14 protein-coding genes are annotated in these 16,589 nt (G+C 66.0%); 12 read left to right on the top strand and 2 right to left on the bottom strand.

The window, feature by feature from the left end; genetic code table 11:
* A complete protein-coding gene (locus VN461_24015; protein HXB57849.1) occupies window positions 1-960 on the bottom strand; it encodes a glycosyltransferase family A protein in 960 nt (319 codons plus the stop codon).
* 350 nt (window positions 961-1,310) lie between these two features.
* On the opposite strand from VN461_24015, the gene VN461_24010 reads away from it, so the two are divergent.
* Genes VN461_24010 through VN461_23985 form a run of 6 tightly spaced genes read left to right on the top strand, consistent with a single transcriptional unit; the run spans window position 1,311 to window position 6,798 of the window.
* A complete protein-coding gene (locus VN461_24010) occupies window positions 1,311-1,526 on the top strand; it encodes a hypothetical protein (protein HXB57848.1) in 216 nt (71 codons plus the stop codon).
* Window positions 1,523-2,656 (top strand): NAD-dependent epimerase/dehydratase family protein, encoded by a 1,134-nt coding sequence (locus VN461_24005; protein ID HXB57847.1) that lies wholly within the window; start codon window positions 1,523-1,525, stop codon window positions 2,654-2,656. The genes VN461_24010 and VN461_24005 overlap by 4 nt, the downstream gene beginning before the upstream one ends.
* Window positions 2,653-3,723 carry a glycosyltransferase family 4 protein gene (locus tag VN461_24000; GenBank protein HXB57846.1) on the top strand — a complete coding sequence of 357 codons (1,071 nt, stop codon included), beginning with the start codon at window positions 2,653-2,655 and terminating at the stop codon, window positions 3,721-3,723. Before VN461_24005 ends, VN461_24000 begins: the two co-directional genes overlap by 4 nt.
* Window positions 3,720-5,000, top strand: a complete 1,281-nt coding sequence (locus VN461_23995; GenBank protein HXB57845.1) for a glycosyltransferase family 39 protein — start codon at window positions 3,720-3,722, stop codon at window positions 4,998-5,000. The genes VN461_24000 and VN461_23995 overlap by 4 nt, the downstream gene beginning before the upstream one ends.
* Entirely contained in the window at window positions 4,997-5,737 is a 741-nt protein-coding gene (locus tag VN461_23990) for a hypothetical protein (GenBank protein ID HXB57844.1), read from the top strand. Before VN461_23995 ends, VN461_23990 begins: the two co-directional genes overlap by 4 nt.
* On the top strand, window positions 5,734-6,798 hold the full coding sequence (locus VN461_23985; GenBank protein ID HXB57843.1) for a methyltransferase domain-containing protein: 1,065 nt from the start codon (window positions 5,734-5,736) through the stop codon (window positions 6,796-6,798). The genes VN461_23990 and VN461_23985 overlap by 4 nt, the downstream gene beginning before the upstream one ends.
* A gap of 16 nt (window positions 6,799-6,814) precedes the next feature.
* Here VN461_23985 and VN461_23980 read toward each other — a convergent pair whose 3' ends face one another.
* On the bottom strand, window positions 6,815-8,599 hold the full coding sequence (locus VN461_23980; GenBank protein ID HXB57842.1) for an O-antigen ligase family protein: 1,785 nt from the start codon (window positions 8,597-8,599) through the stop codon (window positions 6,815-6,817).
* A 449-nt stretch (window positions 8,600-9,048) separates the two neighbouring features.
* Here VN461_23980 and asnB point away from each other — a divergent pair, with 449 nt between their 5' ends.
* The 6 genes from asnB (at window position 9,049) to VN461_23950 (ending at window position 16,580) form a co-directional block, all read left to right on the top strand.
* Entirely contained in the window at window positions 9,049-10,938 is a 1,890-nt protein-coding gene (asnB, locus tag VN461_23975; protein ID HXB57841.1) for an asparagine synthase (glutamine-hydrolyzing), read from the top strand.
* A gap of 85 nt (window positions 10,939-11,023) precedes the next feature.
* Window positions 11,024-11,611 (top strand): YdcF family protein, encoded by a 588-nt coding sequence (locus tag VN461_23970; protein ID HXB57840.1) that lies wholly within the window; start codon window positions 11,024-11,026, stop codon window positions 11,609-11,611.
* Between the two features lie 124 nt (window positions 11,612-11,735).
* Window positions 11,736-12,932: a glycosyltransferase gene (locus tag VN461_23965; GenBank protein HXB57839.1), complete on the top strand. Its 1,197-nt coding sequence runs from the start codon at window positions 11,736-11,738 to the stop codon at window positions 12,930-12,932.
* Between the two features lie 5 nt (window positions 12,933-12,937).
* Window positions 12,938-14,062, top strand: coding sequence for an MraY family glycosyltransferase (locus VN461_23960; GenBank protein HXB57838.1), 1,125 nt, complete (start codon window positions 12,938-12,940; stop codon window positions 14,060-14,062).
* The gene (locus VN461_23955) at window positions 14,059-15,711 is read left to right on the top strand and encodes an outer membrane beta-barrel protein (GenBank protein ID HXB57837.1); all 1,653 of its coding nucleotides are present in this window, start codon (window positions 14,059-14,061) and stop codon (window positions 15,709-15,711) included. Before VN461_23960 ends, VN461_23955 begins: the two co-directional genes overlap by 4 nt.
* A complete protein-coding gene (locus VN461_23950; protein ID HXB57836.1) occupies window positions 15,708-16,580 on the top strand; it encodes a polysaccharide biosynthesis/export family protein in 873 nt (290 codons plus the stop codon). The genes VN461_23955 and VN461_23950 overlap by 4 nt, the downstream gene beginning before the upstream one ends.
* The last annotated feature ends 9 nt before the right edge of the window (window positions 16,581-16,589 follow it).

Below are 16,589 nucleotides of genomic sequence, written 5' to 3'. Positions count from 1 at the left end.
TCAGGATTCCGGGGGCGACGAGGCCTGGGCGAGAGGATCGGGGCCTCGCGTCGCAACGCGATACAAGACCCTCCACGCGGTGCGTGACCAGGGGCGAAGGGCAACCCCCAGCCGTGCATGCTTCATGGCGGTCGCCTGGAATCCAGAGCGGTAGGCACACTCCGCCCACAGAATGTGCGTCTGCCAGGGTCGCTCGGTTCGACGATCGAGATAGGGCCCCGCATGGGTCATCGTCAGCCCGCGGCGACGGCAAGCCTCGACGAGTGCTTCCTTCATGGCTTGCTGCTGGCGTTCATAGCGCCGGACGGTTACTTGCTTGTCATGCAGGCGGTAGCGGTACAGAAAGTCGGGCATGTTGGCGAGCCGGCCCACCTCGCCGAGTCTGAGTAGGAACTCGAAGCCCTCCGCTGGCTCAAAGCGGGGGTCGTAACCGCCGATCTGGCGCATGACCTCCGTGCGCAGGACCAAGCTGGGGTCGTGCACCCGAATTCGCCCTTGCAGATGGAGGGACTCAATAACGGAGTGTTCGAGCGGATGCTGCGTTCGGAGTACCGGACAGTCGTCTTCATCAACAAGAAGGGCCTGGGTTCCAACTGCCACGCAATCGGTATGGTCATCAAGATAGCGAAGCTGCTTCTCCAGCCTTTCCGGGGCTGCGATGTCGTCGGCGTCCATCCGAGCGTAGAGAGGCGCGCACGCGCGACGAAGCCCCTCATTGAGATGTGGTGTGTACCCGCAGTGTTCTTGCGGGAAGACCCGAATCCGGGAGTCGCTCCGCGCGAAGCGTTCTGCGGTCTCAAGCGAGCCGTCGGTTGATCCGTCGTCGAAGATGAGGAACTCGAGGTCGGGCAGGGTCTGTCGGAGGATGCTTTCAATCGCACCGGAAAGGTACTTCCCTGCATTGTAGACCGGCATGCACACGGTAACGAGCGGCGTTGCCGGCAGCCGCGAACTCGTCACGGGCGGCGTCGCGTGCTCCGGCCGCCCGGTGGTCGGGGAATCGCGGCGGCTCCGTCTCCGAGCCGTTGGTCAATGAGCGACGTATCATGGCCAAACCGTAAAGCGGCCGGAGGGGAGCCCGTTGGCAGCACGGAGCGATCGTTTCTCTCGCGCGTTCTCGACGGGTCCAAACAGCCCAAGGGTCGCACGGTGTCCTTGAGTAGATCATAACAGCAGATAAAGAAACCCCAGGGGGCTGTCACGCGGGGGTTGAGGTCTGCGCTGACCGCGCTGAGCAGGCCCGTTGAGGACTCCTTAGCGGAGAGCAACAGCCGAGCGCCGAGCGCCGAGGGGGAGGGTATTCAGTCCCCATGCTAAACTTTGAGCACATGACCCTGGAGGTCCGGGGAGAAGGCGCTCTTCCCATGCCGGTCACCGAGGATCCTCTCGTGCTCCGGCGGTCAGTGCTCTCCCGACACGCCCGCTCCTCGGTTGAGAACCACGGGCGTCGGCCCCGTGGCGCTTCCGGCATCGTTGTGCCGGGCAACGCAGTGCCCGCCGACCTCCTGGCCGGGTGTTGGCCATGAACGTCCTCGTGACCGGGGGAGCCGGCTTCATTGGCTCGCACCTCGTGGACGAGCTGGTGGCCCGGGCACACGCAGTTACTGTCCTCGACAACCTAGATCCCCAAGTCCATGGGGCAGCAGCGAAAACTCCCCGGCACCTGGTCAGCCACATTGAAAACGGCACTGTACGGTTCCACCTTGGCGACGTGACCGATCCCGAGGCCTTGAAGGCGAGCCTGGAGGGTGTAGAAGCCGTCGTCCACTTGGCCGCCGTGGTTGGGGTCGGCCAATCGATGTACAAGCCCTACTACTACGTGCACACCAACGCCACCGGGACAGGTCTTCTTCTTGACTTGTTAGCCCGCAACCCCAAGCCCATCCGCAAGCTCGTCGTTGCTTCTTCGATGAGCCTCTACGGCGAGGGTGCCTATCGCTGCCCGGCCTGCGGGGGCAATACGGGAGAAGAGCGCAGCGAAGAGCAACTTGCCGCGAGCCGCTGGGAGATCGTCTGTACGGGCTGTCGCTCGGACATGGAACCCGTGGGCACGCCAGAGACGAAGGTTCCTGTTATCGCGTCTATCTACGCAGCCACCAAGAAGCACCAGGAAGATCTCTTCGTCTCCTTCGGGCGTGCCTATAGGATCCCCACGTTCGCCCTACGTTTCTTCAATGTTTTTGGTCGTCGACAAAGCCTGGGCAATCCCTACACAGGAGTCGCCGCAATATTCCTCTCCCGACTGCTGAACGGGCGTCCACCGCTCATCTTTGAGGATGGCGGCCAGAGCCGCGATTTCATCGATGTTCGAGACGTGACCGCTGCCCTCGTGAAAGCCACCGAATTCCAGGGCAATGGGACCCACGTCCTGAATGTCGGCACGGGCCGGCGCACGAGCGTCGCCGGTGTGGCCCAGGCCCTGAGCTCCCACCTGGGTCTCGATCTCAAGCCGCAAATCTTGGGCAAGTACCGAGCGGGCGATATCCGTCATTGCGTCGCGGACACCGCGGAGGCCCGCCGTGTGCTCGGATTCCAGGCGCGCTACGCGCTCGACGAGGGCATACCCGACCTCATCACCTGGTGTCGGAATGAGCAGCCGGCCGATGGGGTCGAGGCCAGCTTTGCCGAACTGACGAAGAAGGGACTCGTTCGTTGAGAGTACTCGCCTGGGTCCCGCAGGAAGTGGACCGCTCTCCCGGTCAGAGATTTCGAATCGAGCAATGGGATCCCCATCTCCGCCGAGAGGGGATTGAAATCACCTACTCTCCCTTTGCTCCGGCCCGCCTGACCACGCTTCTGCAAGAGTCGGGAGAGCTCGCCCGAAAGGCCTGGGGCCTCACTCGAGCCCTCGGCCAGCGCATCCGTGCAGCTTGGAAGGCTTCTGAGTTCGACCTCGTCTATGTCTTTCGAGAGGGGGCGCTCCTGGGGCCTGCGATTGCCGAGCGGATTCTATCCCGCAGTGGCATTCCGTTCGTCTTTGACTTCGATGACGCAATCTGGATCCGCTATGTCAGCCCTGCGAACTCCTATCTCTCCTACCTTCGTTTTCCAAGAAAGACGGCTACGCTGTGTCGTCTTGCCGCCCACGTCATGGCCGGAAACAGGTACCTTGCCGACTACGCGTCTCGTTACAATGCTCGGGTGAGCGTCATCCCCACCACCATCGACACCGCGAAATACCAGCTCCTTGCCCCGCGGACCGGGCCTCGACCCGTGATCGGATGGACCGGAAGCTACAGCACCGTTCAGTACCTTCAGTTGGTCGGCCCGGCACTGGCGCGTTTGCGGACTCGGCGCGATTTCAAGGTGGTTGTTGTCGGAGGGACCGGGTTCTCCGTGGACGGGGTCGACGTGGAGCACTGCCCCTGGCGCTCGGCCACAGAGGCCCAGGACATCTCCTGTTTCGACATAGGGATCATGCCCCTCCCCGACGCCGAGTGGGAGCGCGGGAAATGCGGCCTGAAAGCACTCCAGTACATGGCCTTGGGGATACCGCCGGTGGTCAGCCCCGTCGGCATCAACCGGGAGATCGTTGATCACGGGCGAAACGGATTCCTGGCCGCTACGGAAGACGACTGGGTAGACACTCTCGACCTTCTCTTGGGCGACCCCGAGCTACGGTTCCGTGTTGGCCGAGCCGCCAGGGCTACAGTCGAGGAGCGCTTCTCGGCGATGGTGCAAGCTCCCCGGGTCGCGGACGTCTTCCGGAGCACGGTCTCATGACCGGCTTCTTCGATGGGCTCGTTGCCGCGTTCTTGGCAATCCTCTGGAACGCGTGGATCGTCTCGCGAGTGCGCCGGTCTTTTCCGGGAGCCGAAGGGCAGTTCCTGGCGAAGATCTACTTGTGGTCCCTTGGTCTTCGCTACGCGGGGGCCCTATTCCTCAATGCGTACGCCGGGGACTCGGTTTTTGCCGACACATTCTGGGGCGACTCGAGTACGTATGACTACGGCGGCTATCTTATGTCCCTCCAGTGGTCCGGCCAGACGTTTGTTGTGCCGACGGTTGTGACGGCCGTTAGCGGGTACGGCTTCCAATACTTCGTGGGTGCTATCTACTTTCTCGTCGGACGCAACCAGCTCGTCGTCCAGTTCCTGAACGGAACAATTGGAGGCCTCTCCATCTTTGTCATCTACGGCATCGCGAAGCACCTATTTGACGCCAAGGCGGCGCGATGGGCAGCGTTGTTCATGGCATTCTTCCCGCAGATGATCTTCTGGTCTTGTGCCATGTACAAAGACCCCTCAATCCTGTTTTGCATATCGGTGTGCATGTATGCTGTCCTGAAGCTGAGGGAGCGCTTCACGCTGGCTCATATCGCCCTCTTCGTAGCATCCAGTCTGGCTCTCATGACGCTGCGTTTCTACATTTTCTACATGGTGGCGTTCGCCACCCTTGGGACCTTCCTGTTCGCACAGCGGCGCGGCCTGTTCGGCAGCGTGCTGGCACAGATTGCTCTCGTGGCCGTGTTTCTAGGAGCCATGACCTTCGGCGTCCGGACGGAGACGATTGAACAGCAGACCTCGTATTTCGATTTGGATAAGCTTCAGACCGCGAGATTGGGTCAGACGACCCTCGGGAAATCCGCCTTCGCTGGAGAGATCGACGTGTCGACCCCAACCGGGGCCCTGGCCGCCCTCCCCATTGGCCTTGCGTACTTGCTCTTCGCACCCTTCCCCTGGGCCATCACAGGGCTTAGGCAGCTGATGACACTTCCCGAGACGCTGGTCTGGTACGCGCTCATGCCCTCCCTGCTAAGAGGCTTGCGCCACACGCTCAAGGAACGCCTTCGACCCGCGCTTCCCATCCTGGTCTTTGCCACGACCCTAACCATCGCGTACGCGATCTTCCAAAGCAACGTCGGCACCGCCTACCGCCAGCGGACTCAAGTCACCATGTTTTTCTTCATTCTCATGGGCGCGGGTATTGAAGAGAAGCGGCGGCAAAGGGAGCAGCTCCGGCTTCGGGAAACCGCAGTTCTGCCCGCCTGGCAACGTTGAGCCGTTGGCATCGACGACTGCGGCTCGCTTGTCTTGCCCTCGTCGGTTTTCTGCCCGACTTTCTGAAGCGGCCCGCTTATCGGATCTTCTTCGGGTACCGCATCGGCCCCGGAGTAAGCATCGGTCTGTCGCTACTCGATGCGGAGCATGTTGACCTGGCCGAAGGCACACACATAGGCCACTTCAACCTGATTCTCCGGGTGGGTCATTTGGAGGCGGCTCCCCACGCCAAGGTCGGCCTCGGCAACATCATCCGCGGCGGCGAGAGGGTCTCCCTTGGCGCGTATTCGACCGTCATGCGCTTCAACGTCCTGAACGCGATACCCGATCACGACTGCACCACGAACCCGGTCTCGATCCTTGAGTTGGGCGACGGGGCGATCGTTGTCTCTGGCCACCGCGTGGACTTCACCGACCAGGTTCGCATCGGTCGCAACGTCATCCTAGGGGGCAGAAACTCGTCCCTCTGGACACACAACCGGCAGGAGACGGGTCCCATCACCATAGAGGACTTCTGCTACCTCGGCTCCGAGATCCGGATCGCTCCGGGGGCGCGACTGCCCTCGGAATGCATCCTGGCCATGGGTTCGGTGCTGACGGGAAAGATCGACCAGCCGCGGTCGTTGGTGGCAGGCGTTCCCGCCAAAACGGTGCGGGCCCTTACGGACGAAGACTTGAAGCGCGTGCGTTTCAAGACGCGCAGTGACATTCCCGACGACTTCTACAACCGGCCGTGAGGCGCTCCTTCGCGGAGACACTCCGCTGTCCCCGTTGCGGCCAGCCCCTCGAGCTCGGGGTGGGCGCCACGGCCGGGGAGGAGGTGTTGGAGGGCTCACTGCGCAGCGCGTGTGGGCTGGTCTTCCCGGTCATCTCGGGGGTCCCGCGGATCTTGCCCCCCGCGTTGGCCCCGACGCTCCTTCGGGACCACGCCGCCTTCTTCGACCGCTATCCCGACCTAAGCCCCCTCCGGGGCCGTGAAGACGCTTCCACCGCCACCCGCACCTTGCGCGCATTCGGTGATGAATGGCGCCGCTTCCCCGACCTGCTGGCTAGCCACGATCGGATCTTCCGCTGGTACTTCGAGGGGCCTGAGGAGGTGGCCTGGGAGGGCCTTCGCGTGCTGGACGCCGGGTGCGGGATGGGTCGTTGGCTCCATTTTGCTCGTCGGTCCGGAGCAGCCGTCGTAGGCATGGACGTCAGCCCGGCCATAGACGTGGCGGCGGAGCGAGAAAGGAGCGGGGCAGACTTCGTCCAAGCCGACCTGTGCTGGGCGCCCTTCGCGCCCGCAGCTTTTGACCTGGTCTATTGCCTTGGCGTCGTGCATCACTTGGCGGAGCCCATCATGGGCGTGCGCGCCTTGGCGTCGCTCGTGCGCCCCGCAGGAGAGCTGCGTCTCTACGTGTACCGGTCTCTAGACGGTGACCCCTGGCCGCGGAGACTACTTCTGGAAGCGGTGACCCTGCTCCGCCGCGTCACCACGCGGCTTCCCTTTCCGGTAGTGCATGCGATCTCTTGGGCTATAGCCGCCCTCGGCAGCGTGCTCTTCATTTTGCCCCGTCGGTGGCTTCGGGGGTCAGCGCTGGGCGACCGTCTGACTCGGGGTCTGCCCCTCGTACAGTACGCAGATGTGCCCTTCCGCATGCTCGTGGCCGAGCAGTTCGATCGACTCTGCGCCCCTATCGAGGGTCGCTACGGCCGGGAGGAAGTGGCGGCCTGGCTGGAAACAGCCGGCCTCGAGGTTCGGGATATCCTGGCTGGCTTGGGCTGGCGGGCGATTGGGCGCCGCCGGCGCGCGTAAGGAACCGCGGTCCGGCTCAATCTCTTGCCGGCGGTCCCGCCGCGGCCGCCAGCTGTGCCGCTGTTTCTTGAAGCGACTTGCGTCGCGGATCAAGGTTGGCACCATAGCGAGCGAGCGCGGCGCCCTCCTTCCTGGCCCCACGGATCGAATGCAGCCAGCCCAAAACGACCCAAGCTTCGGCGTCGGCGGGGTGATGACGAAGACTGTCCACGAGCGATGCCTCGGCCAGAGCGCCTCGAAGAGGGGTGATGGCCCCCGTCGCGGAGAGGCGGTGCATGGTGTCCAGGGTGGAGGACCCGGCAGGAGGCGTGGCCACCGTTGCCAGGAGAAGACAGAACACCACCGCGCTCGCTGCAACCAAGGGCCACCGGCGAGAGGGAGAGCGCGTGGCGTGGCCGCTGGCGCCCACACTCAACGCGGCTAGGAACGCAAAGAGCAGCGCGCTCGAGGGGATGTGCAGGTTGAAATCAAAGGCGCTGTGGACGAGCAGCGCCCAAAAGCCCGCCGCCGCGCCAAGCCCGAGCCCGCGAAGGAGACGATCCTCCTGCTCCTTGAGGCCCCGAACCGCATGCCGCGTTAACAACGCCACCAAGGCCAGGGCCAAGCCCAGCCCGAGCACGCCGCCCTCCGCCAGCATCTCCAGGTAGTCGTTCTCGGCGTGCTCGACCCGCAGCTCGCCAGCGGCGGTCTTGAAGCGAGGCAGAGCATCCGCGAAGGCTCCCAGACCATGGCCCAAGAACGGGCTGGCGGCGGCGAGCCGTACCGTATCGTGCCAAAGGACCGTGCGGAACGAACCGGAGGAATCCGCCGTTATGCCGCCCAGGCTCTCGATCCGTTGCCGTCCCTCTCTTGGCACGACGGCCAGGGCTAGCACCGCAAGCCCCAGGAGTGCCCCCAAGCCCCATATTGCCGAGCGGCGCGGGCGCTTTCGTCCGCGTACGAGGGCCCCGAGGGCGACGAGAACGACCCCACCGAGGGCCAGGGCCACGACCCCGCCTCGAGAGAGCGAGACGAGAACCGCCAACCCCATCGCGGCTGCCGCACCCCCGGCGAGGACCACGCGTCCCGCCCGGCGGCTCTCCACCCAACCCAGGGGAGACGAGCGCCGCCGCGCCGCGTCCGCGAGGCCGATGGCAAGGCCAGAGATCAGCAACGCCGCCATCTCCACGTACCCCGCAAAGTGGTTCTTGCTGACGAAGGGACCGAAGGGGCTCACGGTGGGCACAGCCACGGTGCCGTAGAGCAAATTGCCAAAGAGGGTGCGGGCCACGATGCCGTAGAGCGCTACGGCCAGCCCACCCCCGGCGACGACGAGCGTGGCACGCAGGGCGAAGCGGCGCTCCCGCAGTGCCGGCGCGGCGAGGACGGCCAGGGCGGCGAGACCAAACGTGAACGCCAGCCACCGATGGGTGGACTGTGGATCGATGGAGATCGGCTGCGAAACGGGTCCAAGGAGGGCCGCGGCGGCGGACTCTTCCGGATGCCAGATCGCATAGGAGCCAGGGGCCAGGACCGCATGGAGGCTCGGCGCCAGCGGCACGAGCTGAAGGGCAGCCAGCGCGACAAGGCCCAATAGGGGCCAGATCGGAAAAGAGGGCAGCATCAAACGCCCCCGCCAGGCCCCCGTCGCGGCCACGCTGAGCGCAGTGACCAGGGCGATGAGCGTGATAACCAGGATGGCCAGAGGATGGACGCTCCCGAATGGCCAGGGTGAAGCGACGGTTAGGAAGACAAGGACAATGAGCGCGGTCGGGGCCGCGGGCGACTCATGCTGCGTTAGAATTGGCGAAGTGGGCGCCATGATCCAAGAGACAGATGCCGTCCACGGGAAAGTGGCTCTACCACTCCCCGATCTAGACCTCCACGAGTCGCCGCCCGTGCCCTTGACTATTGACCCATATACCAAAGGCGCGGATCGACCGAGCTACGGCACTTGACCGCGTCCCTGCCGGGACTATCGGGATGAACTTCACCTCCGACGTTGCGTCTCCATTCTCGGGACTCGTATGATCGCCTCTGCGAGCGTTCCCGTCTCCAGCTGTGACAAGTCAAACTCTGACCGACGGCAGCAAGCCCTCAAAATTGTAGCCGGTGCGGCCGATGGCGTCCTGCCTTGGCAAATGCCCTGGGCGCTCGTCGCCGCCGGCCTCGAGCCGGATGTGGCGCGCGTTGACTCGGAGGATTCGCCAGAACGAAAGGGCCCCGGTCCCTCGATGATGACCAAGCCCCTCGCCTGACGCATCCCAGGAAATGTGCGGCATCTGCGGCCTGCTCTCCCGTAACGGTGCGCCCGAGCGCGGACGGATCGCCACCATGACCCGGGCTCTCGGTCACCGGGGCCCGGACGGGGAGGGGCTACACGTGGACGCGCCCGTGGCGCTCGGCCACCGCCGGCTCTCGATCATCGACCTGAGTGACGCCGCCCGCGAGCCCATGACCAACGAAGACGGCACGCTCTGGCTCGTCTTCAATGGGGAGATCTACAACTTCCGCGAGCTCAGCAAGGACCTCAAGACCCGCCACCGGTTCCGAAGCCAGGGCGACGGGGAAGTGATCCTGCACCTCTACGAGGAACTGGGCGACGGAGCCGTCGCCGCCCTCGACGGGATGTTTGCCTTCGCCCTCTGGGACGCAAAGAGACGACGCTTGCTGGTGGCCCGCGACCGGGCGGGCAAGAAGCCGCTCTTTTATCACGATGGCCCGAATTTGTTCGCCTTCGCCTCCGAGGTGAAGGCGCTCCTGGCCCACCCGGGCATTCCCCGTGCGCAAGACCCTTCCGCCCTACCTCTCTACCTCACCTACGGGTATGTGCCGACACCGGGCACGTTCTACCAGGGGATCCGCGCGCTGCCCCCCGCTCACTTCCTGGTCGCAACGGAGAAGGGCTGTGAGGGACCGACGCCTTACTGGACTGTGCGCTTTCGGGACGGGGTGGTTGGGGACGATCGCGAAGCAGAGGAGCGCTTCCGAAGCCTGCTGCAAGAAGCCGTAACGCGCCGGCTGGTGGCGGACGTTCCGCTCGGCGCCTTCCTATCGGGCGGCCTCGACTCATCGAGCATCGTCGCTTTCATGGCGCGGGCGGCTGGGGGCCGGGTGCGTACATTCACCATCGGCTTCAAGGGCGGGAAGGAATATGACGAGACGCCCCACGCGCGCACGGTGGCGGAGGCCTTCGGTACCGATCACACGGAGTTCGTGGTCGAGCCCAAGGCCCTCGAGCTCATCGACCGCCTGGTGTGGCATCACGACGGTCCCTTCGGCGACTCCTCGGCCGTGCCGACGTACCTGCTCTCGGAGTTGACCCGCACGCGGGTCACGGTCGCACTCAACGGGGACGGGGGCGACGAGGTGTTCGCGGGCTACCTGCGGCTTTACGGGGGCGCACTCTCGGAGCGGATCCCGCGGCCGATCTTCCGGGGCTTGGCCGCGGTCCTCGGTCTTCTCCCCGAGCCCCGAGACCGAAGGCACCCGCTCCGGTTTGCCAAGCGCTTCGTCGAGGCCGGGAGGTTCCCGCTCCTGGAGCGTTACCTGCGCTGGAACGCGTACTTCCCCAACGACCTCACGGAACTGTTGCGGCCCGAGTACCAGCGGTTTTGCGACCCGGAGCTGGTCCGCGCGAGCTTCCGCGCGGGTTTGGATGGGGAGGGCAGCACGCTAGCTCGACTGCTCCACCTCAACTTCAAGACTTACCTCCTCGACGACCTGCTCGTGAAGATCGACCGAATGTCCATGGCCCACGGCCTGGAGGCCCGCTCTCCGTTCCTCGACACCGCGCTCGTGGAGTTTGGCGCGGCGCTGCCCGACCGCCTCCGCATGCGCTGGGGTCGCGGCAAGCTGCTGCTGAGGCGAGCCATGAAGGACATCCTGCCCCCGTCGATCCTGGCCCGGGGCAAGATGGGGTTCGGGGCGCCGCTCGGGGCGTGGTTTCGCAATGACCTGAACGGTTTGGTCGAGGAGCGGCTGCTCGATCCCGGAAGCCCGCTCTACGACTACCTGCGGCCGGATCCGGTGACTCGGCTGGTGAGGAGTCACATGGCCGCCGCCGCCGACCTGAGCCCGCAGATCTGGGCCCTCATGACCCTCGAGAGCTGGCTGCGACAGGAGAGAGTGCGCCCGGCCCAGCAGGCGGCGACGGCTTGACCAGCCCGGGTGACGGCTGGATGCTGATCGCCGCCCATGCCGGAGCCGCGGTTTTCCACGGCGGGTCTCTTTCGGCTTCGCCGCGTTGAAGGTTGGGCGCTCCCACGCCGCCTCGGTTGTTCTGATCGTTTTCCTCGGCCTTGTCGGTCTCGGGCTCACCGATCTCCCGGCCCGCTGGCTGGTTCTCGAAGATCCGCCGACAAGGGTCGACGCCGCGGTCGTGCTCGCGGGCGACCCTTCCTACGAGCGGACGAGGGCGGGGGCGGAGCTCGTGCGCGCTGGGGCCGCGCGCCTGCTCGTCCTCACCGGGGGCGAGGCGGGGCCCGGGGACAGCGCGGAGAGCCTCCGCGAGAAGGCTCTCGCGTGGGGCGTTCCGGAAGAACGGATCCGCCTGGAGAGGGTTTCCCACAGCACGCGCGAGTCCCTTCTGGCGGTGGCGCCCATCCTGCGTCAGGAAGGCGTCCGCACCGTGGCCCTTGTCACGTCCCCGTACCATCAGCGCCGGACTTTCCTCCTGGCGCGGGGGGTCCTGCGTGGCGTCCATCTGTTCAACTGTCCCGCCCGGCCCTCCTCCTGGTCGCCCCGCGCGTGGTGGCGAGACTCTCGTTCCCGCCGGATCGTCGTGACCGAGTACGCCAAAATCCTCTACGCTGCGCTCCGAGGTTGGCTCTAGAAGGCTGTCCCCAATCGTAAAGTGTTACCTTAGGGCTGGGGCCCGAAAGTCATTTGAATGCCACAACTTCCTTGACCCGATCAAGGGGGGGTGCTAACCTCGGACGGCGACCTGTCCCCAGGGCATGAATGACACCCCAGTTCCAGCGGCGTCGGGGGGAATAAGGATCGTTCGCCTTTTCTCCCGGCTGAATATCGGAGGACCTTCCATTCACGTCATCCTCCTGACGGCCGGGCTTGAGCAGCGGGGTTACCACACACGCCTCGTTGTCGGACAAGAATCCCCACACGAGGGCAACATGCTTGCTCTGGCCGCGGAAAAGGGGGTGGCCTGCGAGCCGATGGGGGGGCTCGGCCGGGAAATCCGGCTCCTGTCCGATTTTCGGGCGCTCTGGGGCCTCTACCGCCTGCTTCGGGCGTTCAGGCCGTCCATCGTCCACACCCACACCGCCAAGGCGGGGATGCTTGGCCGTCTCGCCGCCCGCCTGGCCGGCGTGCCCGTCATCGTCCACACCTATCACGGCCATGTGCTGCGGGGCTACTTCGGCGCGGTCAAGACCCGTCTCTTCCGGGCTCTCGAAGCCTTCCTCGGCCGGCTCTCCGACGGTCTGGTCGCCGTGTCGGAGGCCGTGAAGCAAGACCTTGTGGATCTAGGGGTTGCGAGGCCAGAACGGATACGAGTCGTTCCTCTCGGCCTCGAGCTCGAGCCCCTCACCCGGCCCCTGCCGCGGGGAGGGATCCGCACCGAAGCCGGCGTGCCTGCGGGGGCACCCTTGGTCGGGATGGTGGGCCGCCTCGTACCCATCAAGGACGTGCCGACGTTCCTCAAGGCCGCCGCTCTCGTCCTTAAGGCTTTGCCGGCGTGCCGCTTCGCCCTGATCGGAGACGGCGAGGAACGGACCTTGCTAGAACAGGAGGTGAGCCGGCTTGGCTTGGCCGAAGCCGTGTCGTTCTGCGGCTGGCGGCGCGATATCGGAGCGGTGTACGGAGACCTGGACGTCGTGGTCAATTCGTCGAGAAACGAAGGGACGCCGGTGGCCCTCATCGAGGCCTTGGCCGCGTCCCGCCCGGTGGTGGCGACCCGCGTGGGGGGAACACCCGACCTGTTGGGGGAAGGAACCCGCGGGCTTCTGGTCCCCCCGGGCGAGGCGGAGGCCCTCGCCGCGGCCATCCTGGAGACGCTCCGCAGTCCCGAGGCCGCGCGTCGGCGGGCCCTCGCCGGTCGCGACCACGTTCTCAAGCGCCATTCCCTCTCGCGTCTGATCGAAGACGTCGACGCCCTCTACCGCGAGTTGCTGGCGTCTAAGCGATTGGCGGCCTGACCGTCATGAGCTCCGCCCTTCCCGCCATCCTGGTCATGGTTGCCGCGCTGGCCTTGAGCGCGGCTGTGGTTCCCCTGAGCCGGGCCCTGGCCCGAAAACTGGGGGTCATGGACCAGCCGGGGCCCCGCAAGGTCCACGCCGCGCCCATGCCCCGTCTGGGTGGCTTGGCGGTCTTCCTTTCCTTTTCGGGCGTCGTCCTGGCCGGCTACGCCCTCGTCCCCTTCCTGAACGCGCTCCCGTTCGTGCAGACCCATTTCGGCACGCCCCTCGCCCTCCTTCAAGAAGCCTACCGAGTGGAGAAGAAGCTCCTGGCCCTGCTCGTGAGCTCGGCCCTGGTCTTTGGCGTGGGCCTCGCGGACGACATCCTGGGGACGCGGTTCCCAGTGGGCTGGAAAGCCGCGGGCCAGGTCGTGGCTGCCCTCGTGGTCATCGCGGCGGACGTCCGCACGTCGTTCATGCCCTACGACTGGCTGAACACCGCGATCACGCTTCTCTGGGTGGTGGGGGTCACGAACGCCTTCAACCTCCTCGACAACATGGACGGCCTGTGCACCGGGGTCGCCTTCGTGGCCTCCGCCGTGCTCCTCATCAATGCCTGGATGCTGGGGGAGTTCTTCATCAGCTTGATCTTGGTCGCCTTCATGGGGAGCCTGCTGGGGTTCCTGCTCTTCAACTTCAACCCCGCCTCCGTCTTCCTGGGAGACTGCGGCAGCCTTTTCATCGGCTCCGTCCTGGCCTCGCTCACGCTGCTCGAGCGCTATGTCTCCCACGCCTCCAGCACTTATTTCCCCGTGCTCATGCCGGTCCTGGTCTTGGCCGTGCCGCTGCTCGACACCGCCACCGTGATCGTGATCCGCCTGCGCGAACGCCGACCGATCTACGTCGGGGACAGCCGCCACCTCTCGCACCGGCTCGTGTCCCTGGGCCTCTCCCAACGCACGGCCGTGCTCATCATCTACTTGATCACCTTCTGCCTGGGCCTGGGCGCGGCCTCCCTCGCCGACGCCACCCCCATGGAGACCCTGCTCATCCTGGTCCAGTCGGCCAGCTTCGTGGCGTTGATCCTGATCCTGCTCTTCTTCGAGCGGCGGAGCGAGAAGCGCAAGCCGGCCCCGCGGGGGGCGGCGTGAGCCCCTTGGTGGCCCTGGTCCTGGCCGTGACCTCGGCCGTGGATGGCGGGGCGGGAGCCGCGCTCCCCGCCGTCCCGGAGGCCGAGACGCCGCGGGTCCTGGCCGTGCGCGTGACCGCAGCCGGCTCGCGGCAGGCCCTGCACGTCCTCTGCTCGCGCCCGGTGGTGGGGGCGAAGGTCGAGCGGCAGGGGAGCGAGGTTGTGATCTCCTTGGACGCGGAGGCACCCGACAACCTGACGGAGCCGCCCGCGACTCCGCCTTTGGAGGCCATCCGGATCGTCCGCCGCCCCGGTGGGGTGTCGCTCTGGGTACGCGTCTCTTCCGAGGTGGGGTTCGAGGTGCACCGGCAGGAGACCCTCGTCACGGTGTTCTTCGGAGGAGAGGAGACCGCGCGGCCGGCGGTGCCGCCGACGGCCCCGGTGGAGGAGCTGTACTCGAGGCTCTTCCCGAGCTCCGCGGGGGAGGCGGGCGAGCGTACCGAGGAGCGCCCCGCCGGCTTTGGCGGGGAGACGCGGGGGGGCTTGAGCTTGGGCCCCCTATCGCTACGACCCAGCATCGTTCTCAGCTATGTGGACGCGGACGTTGCCGGTGTGAACGGACCCACGCCGGTGCGGGACCGCTATCTCCAAATCCAGCCAGGCCTGACGGGGGAAATGCCCCTCTTCGACGGCAAGTTGCAGGCGAGCTATGAGCCGCGGCTGCGGAGCTTCTCCTCCTACCCGGAGGTGGGCACCACCACCCACCTTGCCAACGCCTCCCTCGACCTGCCCGTGGGCACGTCCCTCACTGTGCGGGCGAGCGAGCATTTTGCCCACGGCATTCTCGAAACCACCGAGGTGGACCCCGGGCGGGAATACTTCTTCGCTCTCGGCCGCTTCACACGCTGGAGCACCGATCTCGGAGCCCGTTGGGAACTGGGGGGGCGGCTCGGGCTGGATCTGGGCGCGGGCTGGAACCAGGTGAGTTTCGACACCGCCTCCAGCTTCTTCCCCTTCAGCAACTATTCCCTCCGCGCCGGCCTCGGCTACGAGGTGACCCCGAGCCTGCGCGCCGTCTTCGGCTACACGTACGACCGCGTGCCCCGGCCGGATCAGCGGCCCCTGGCGGAATCCACCGCAAACTCGGTCGGCCTCAGCCTGAAGGGCGAAATCACCCCCTTGGTCACGGGTCAGATCGAGCTCGCCTTCCGCGACCAGACGAGCCCGCTGGCGGCGGCGGGCGGTCAGCGCTTCCAGGGGCTCACGACCGGCGTCTCACTGAAGAAGGAATTTCGTCCCGACACCTGGCTGGAACTGTTTGTGAACCGGGGGACCGACCTCTCCGCCTTCGAGCAGAACGCCTTCTACGTGACGACAGCGGTCCAGGCGGGGATCACGTTGCCGGTTCCATTCTCCTGCGCCTTTCGGGGGGGCGCCGGCTACCAGTGGAACACCTACCAGACCGTGGCCAGCGCCATCGGCGTGCCCCGTGAGGACACGATCTTCGCGTGGTCGGTCGGCCTGGGGCGGCCGCTCGGCAGCCGTGCCTTCCTGCGCGGGGACTACCGCCGGGAGCGCCGGGACTCGAACTTGCGGGAATTCACGATCACCACCCACTCGCTCATCGTCCAAGTCGGCATCGGCCTTTCCGGGGCCCCCGGGGGCCGATGAAAGGCATCACCCTCCTAGCCGTAGTCGGTCTGGCCCTGGCCGCTCCCGCCCGAGGCCAGGCCCCGGCCTCTGCACCCCCCCCGACCGCCCCCTCACCGGTGGCCGCTCCCGATTACCGGGTGGGACCGGGGGACGTGCTGGAGGTGACCGTCTTCGGCAACGACGACCTCTCCCGCACCTCCACCGTCCAGACGAGCGGTGTCATCGCCCTCCCCTTGCTGGGCGAGGTCGAGGTGGCAGGGCTGACGCTGCCCGAAGTGCAGAGGAAGCTCACCACCCTCCTCGCCCGCGACTACCTCGTGAACCCGCAGGTGGAGGTGAAGGTCAAGGAATACCAAAGCCAGTTCGTCTCCGTGGTGGGCGAGGTCAACAGCCCCGGGCGGAAGTCCCTGCGCGGGCGGACACGGCTCATCGACGTACTCGTGGAAGCGGGGGGCTTCACCCCCCGCGCCTCGGGGGACGTCCAGATCGCCCGGCGGGAAGGGTCATTCGAGGGAGGTGCGCGGATCCTGCGCATGCGGCTCTCCGGCTCCGCACCCTCGCCCCAGGACCAGGTCAACCTGGAGGTCCCGCTGAGAAACGGCGACCTCATTACCGCCTTGCCGAAGTATTATGTAACCGTGGAGGGCGAGATCGTGCGGCCGGGTCGCTACCCGATCGAGGGCGAGCTCACGATCACGGGGGCCATCTCCACCGCGGGGGGGCTGACCCGCTTCGGCAGCAGTAACCTTAAGGTCAGACGGGTGGACCCGGAGACGGGCCAGACCCGGATCCTGGACGTGGATCTGAAGGCGGTCCGGAAGGGCAAGGAACCGGACCTGGCCCTTCTCTCGAACGACGTGGTCTCCGTGCCTCGCCGGCTCTTCTAGCAAGGCCTC

Source organism: Vicinamibacteria bacterium (assembly GCA_035570235.1).
In the GTDB taxonomy this organism is placed as follows: domain Bacteria; phylum Acidobacteriota; class Vicinamibacteria; order Fen-336; family Fen-336; genus DATMML01.
The sequence above is the reverse complement of the archived record's forward strand: the minus strand, read 5'-3'. Positions and strand labels throughout refer to the sequence as shown.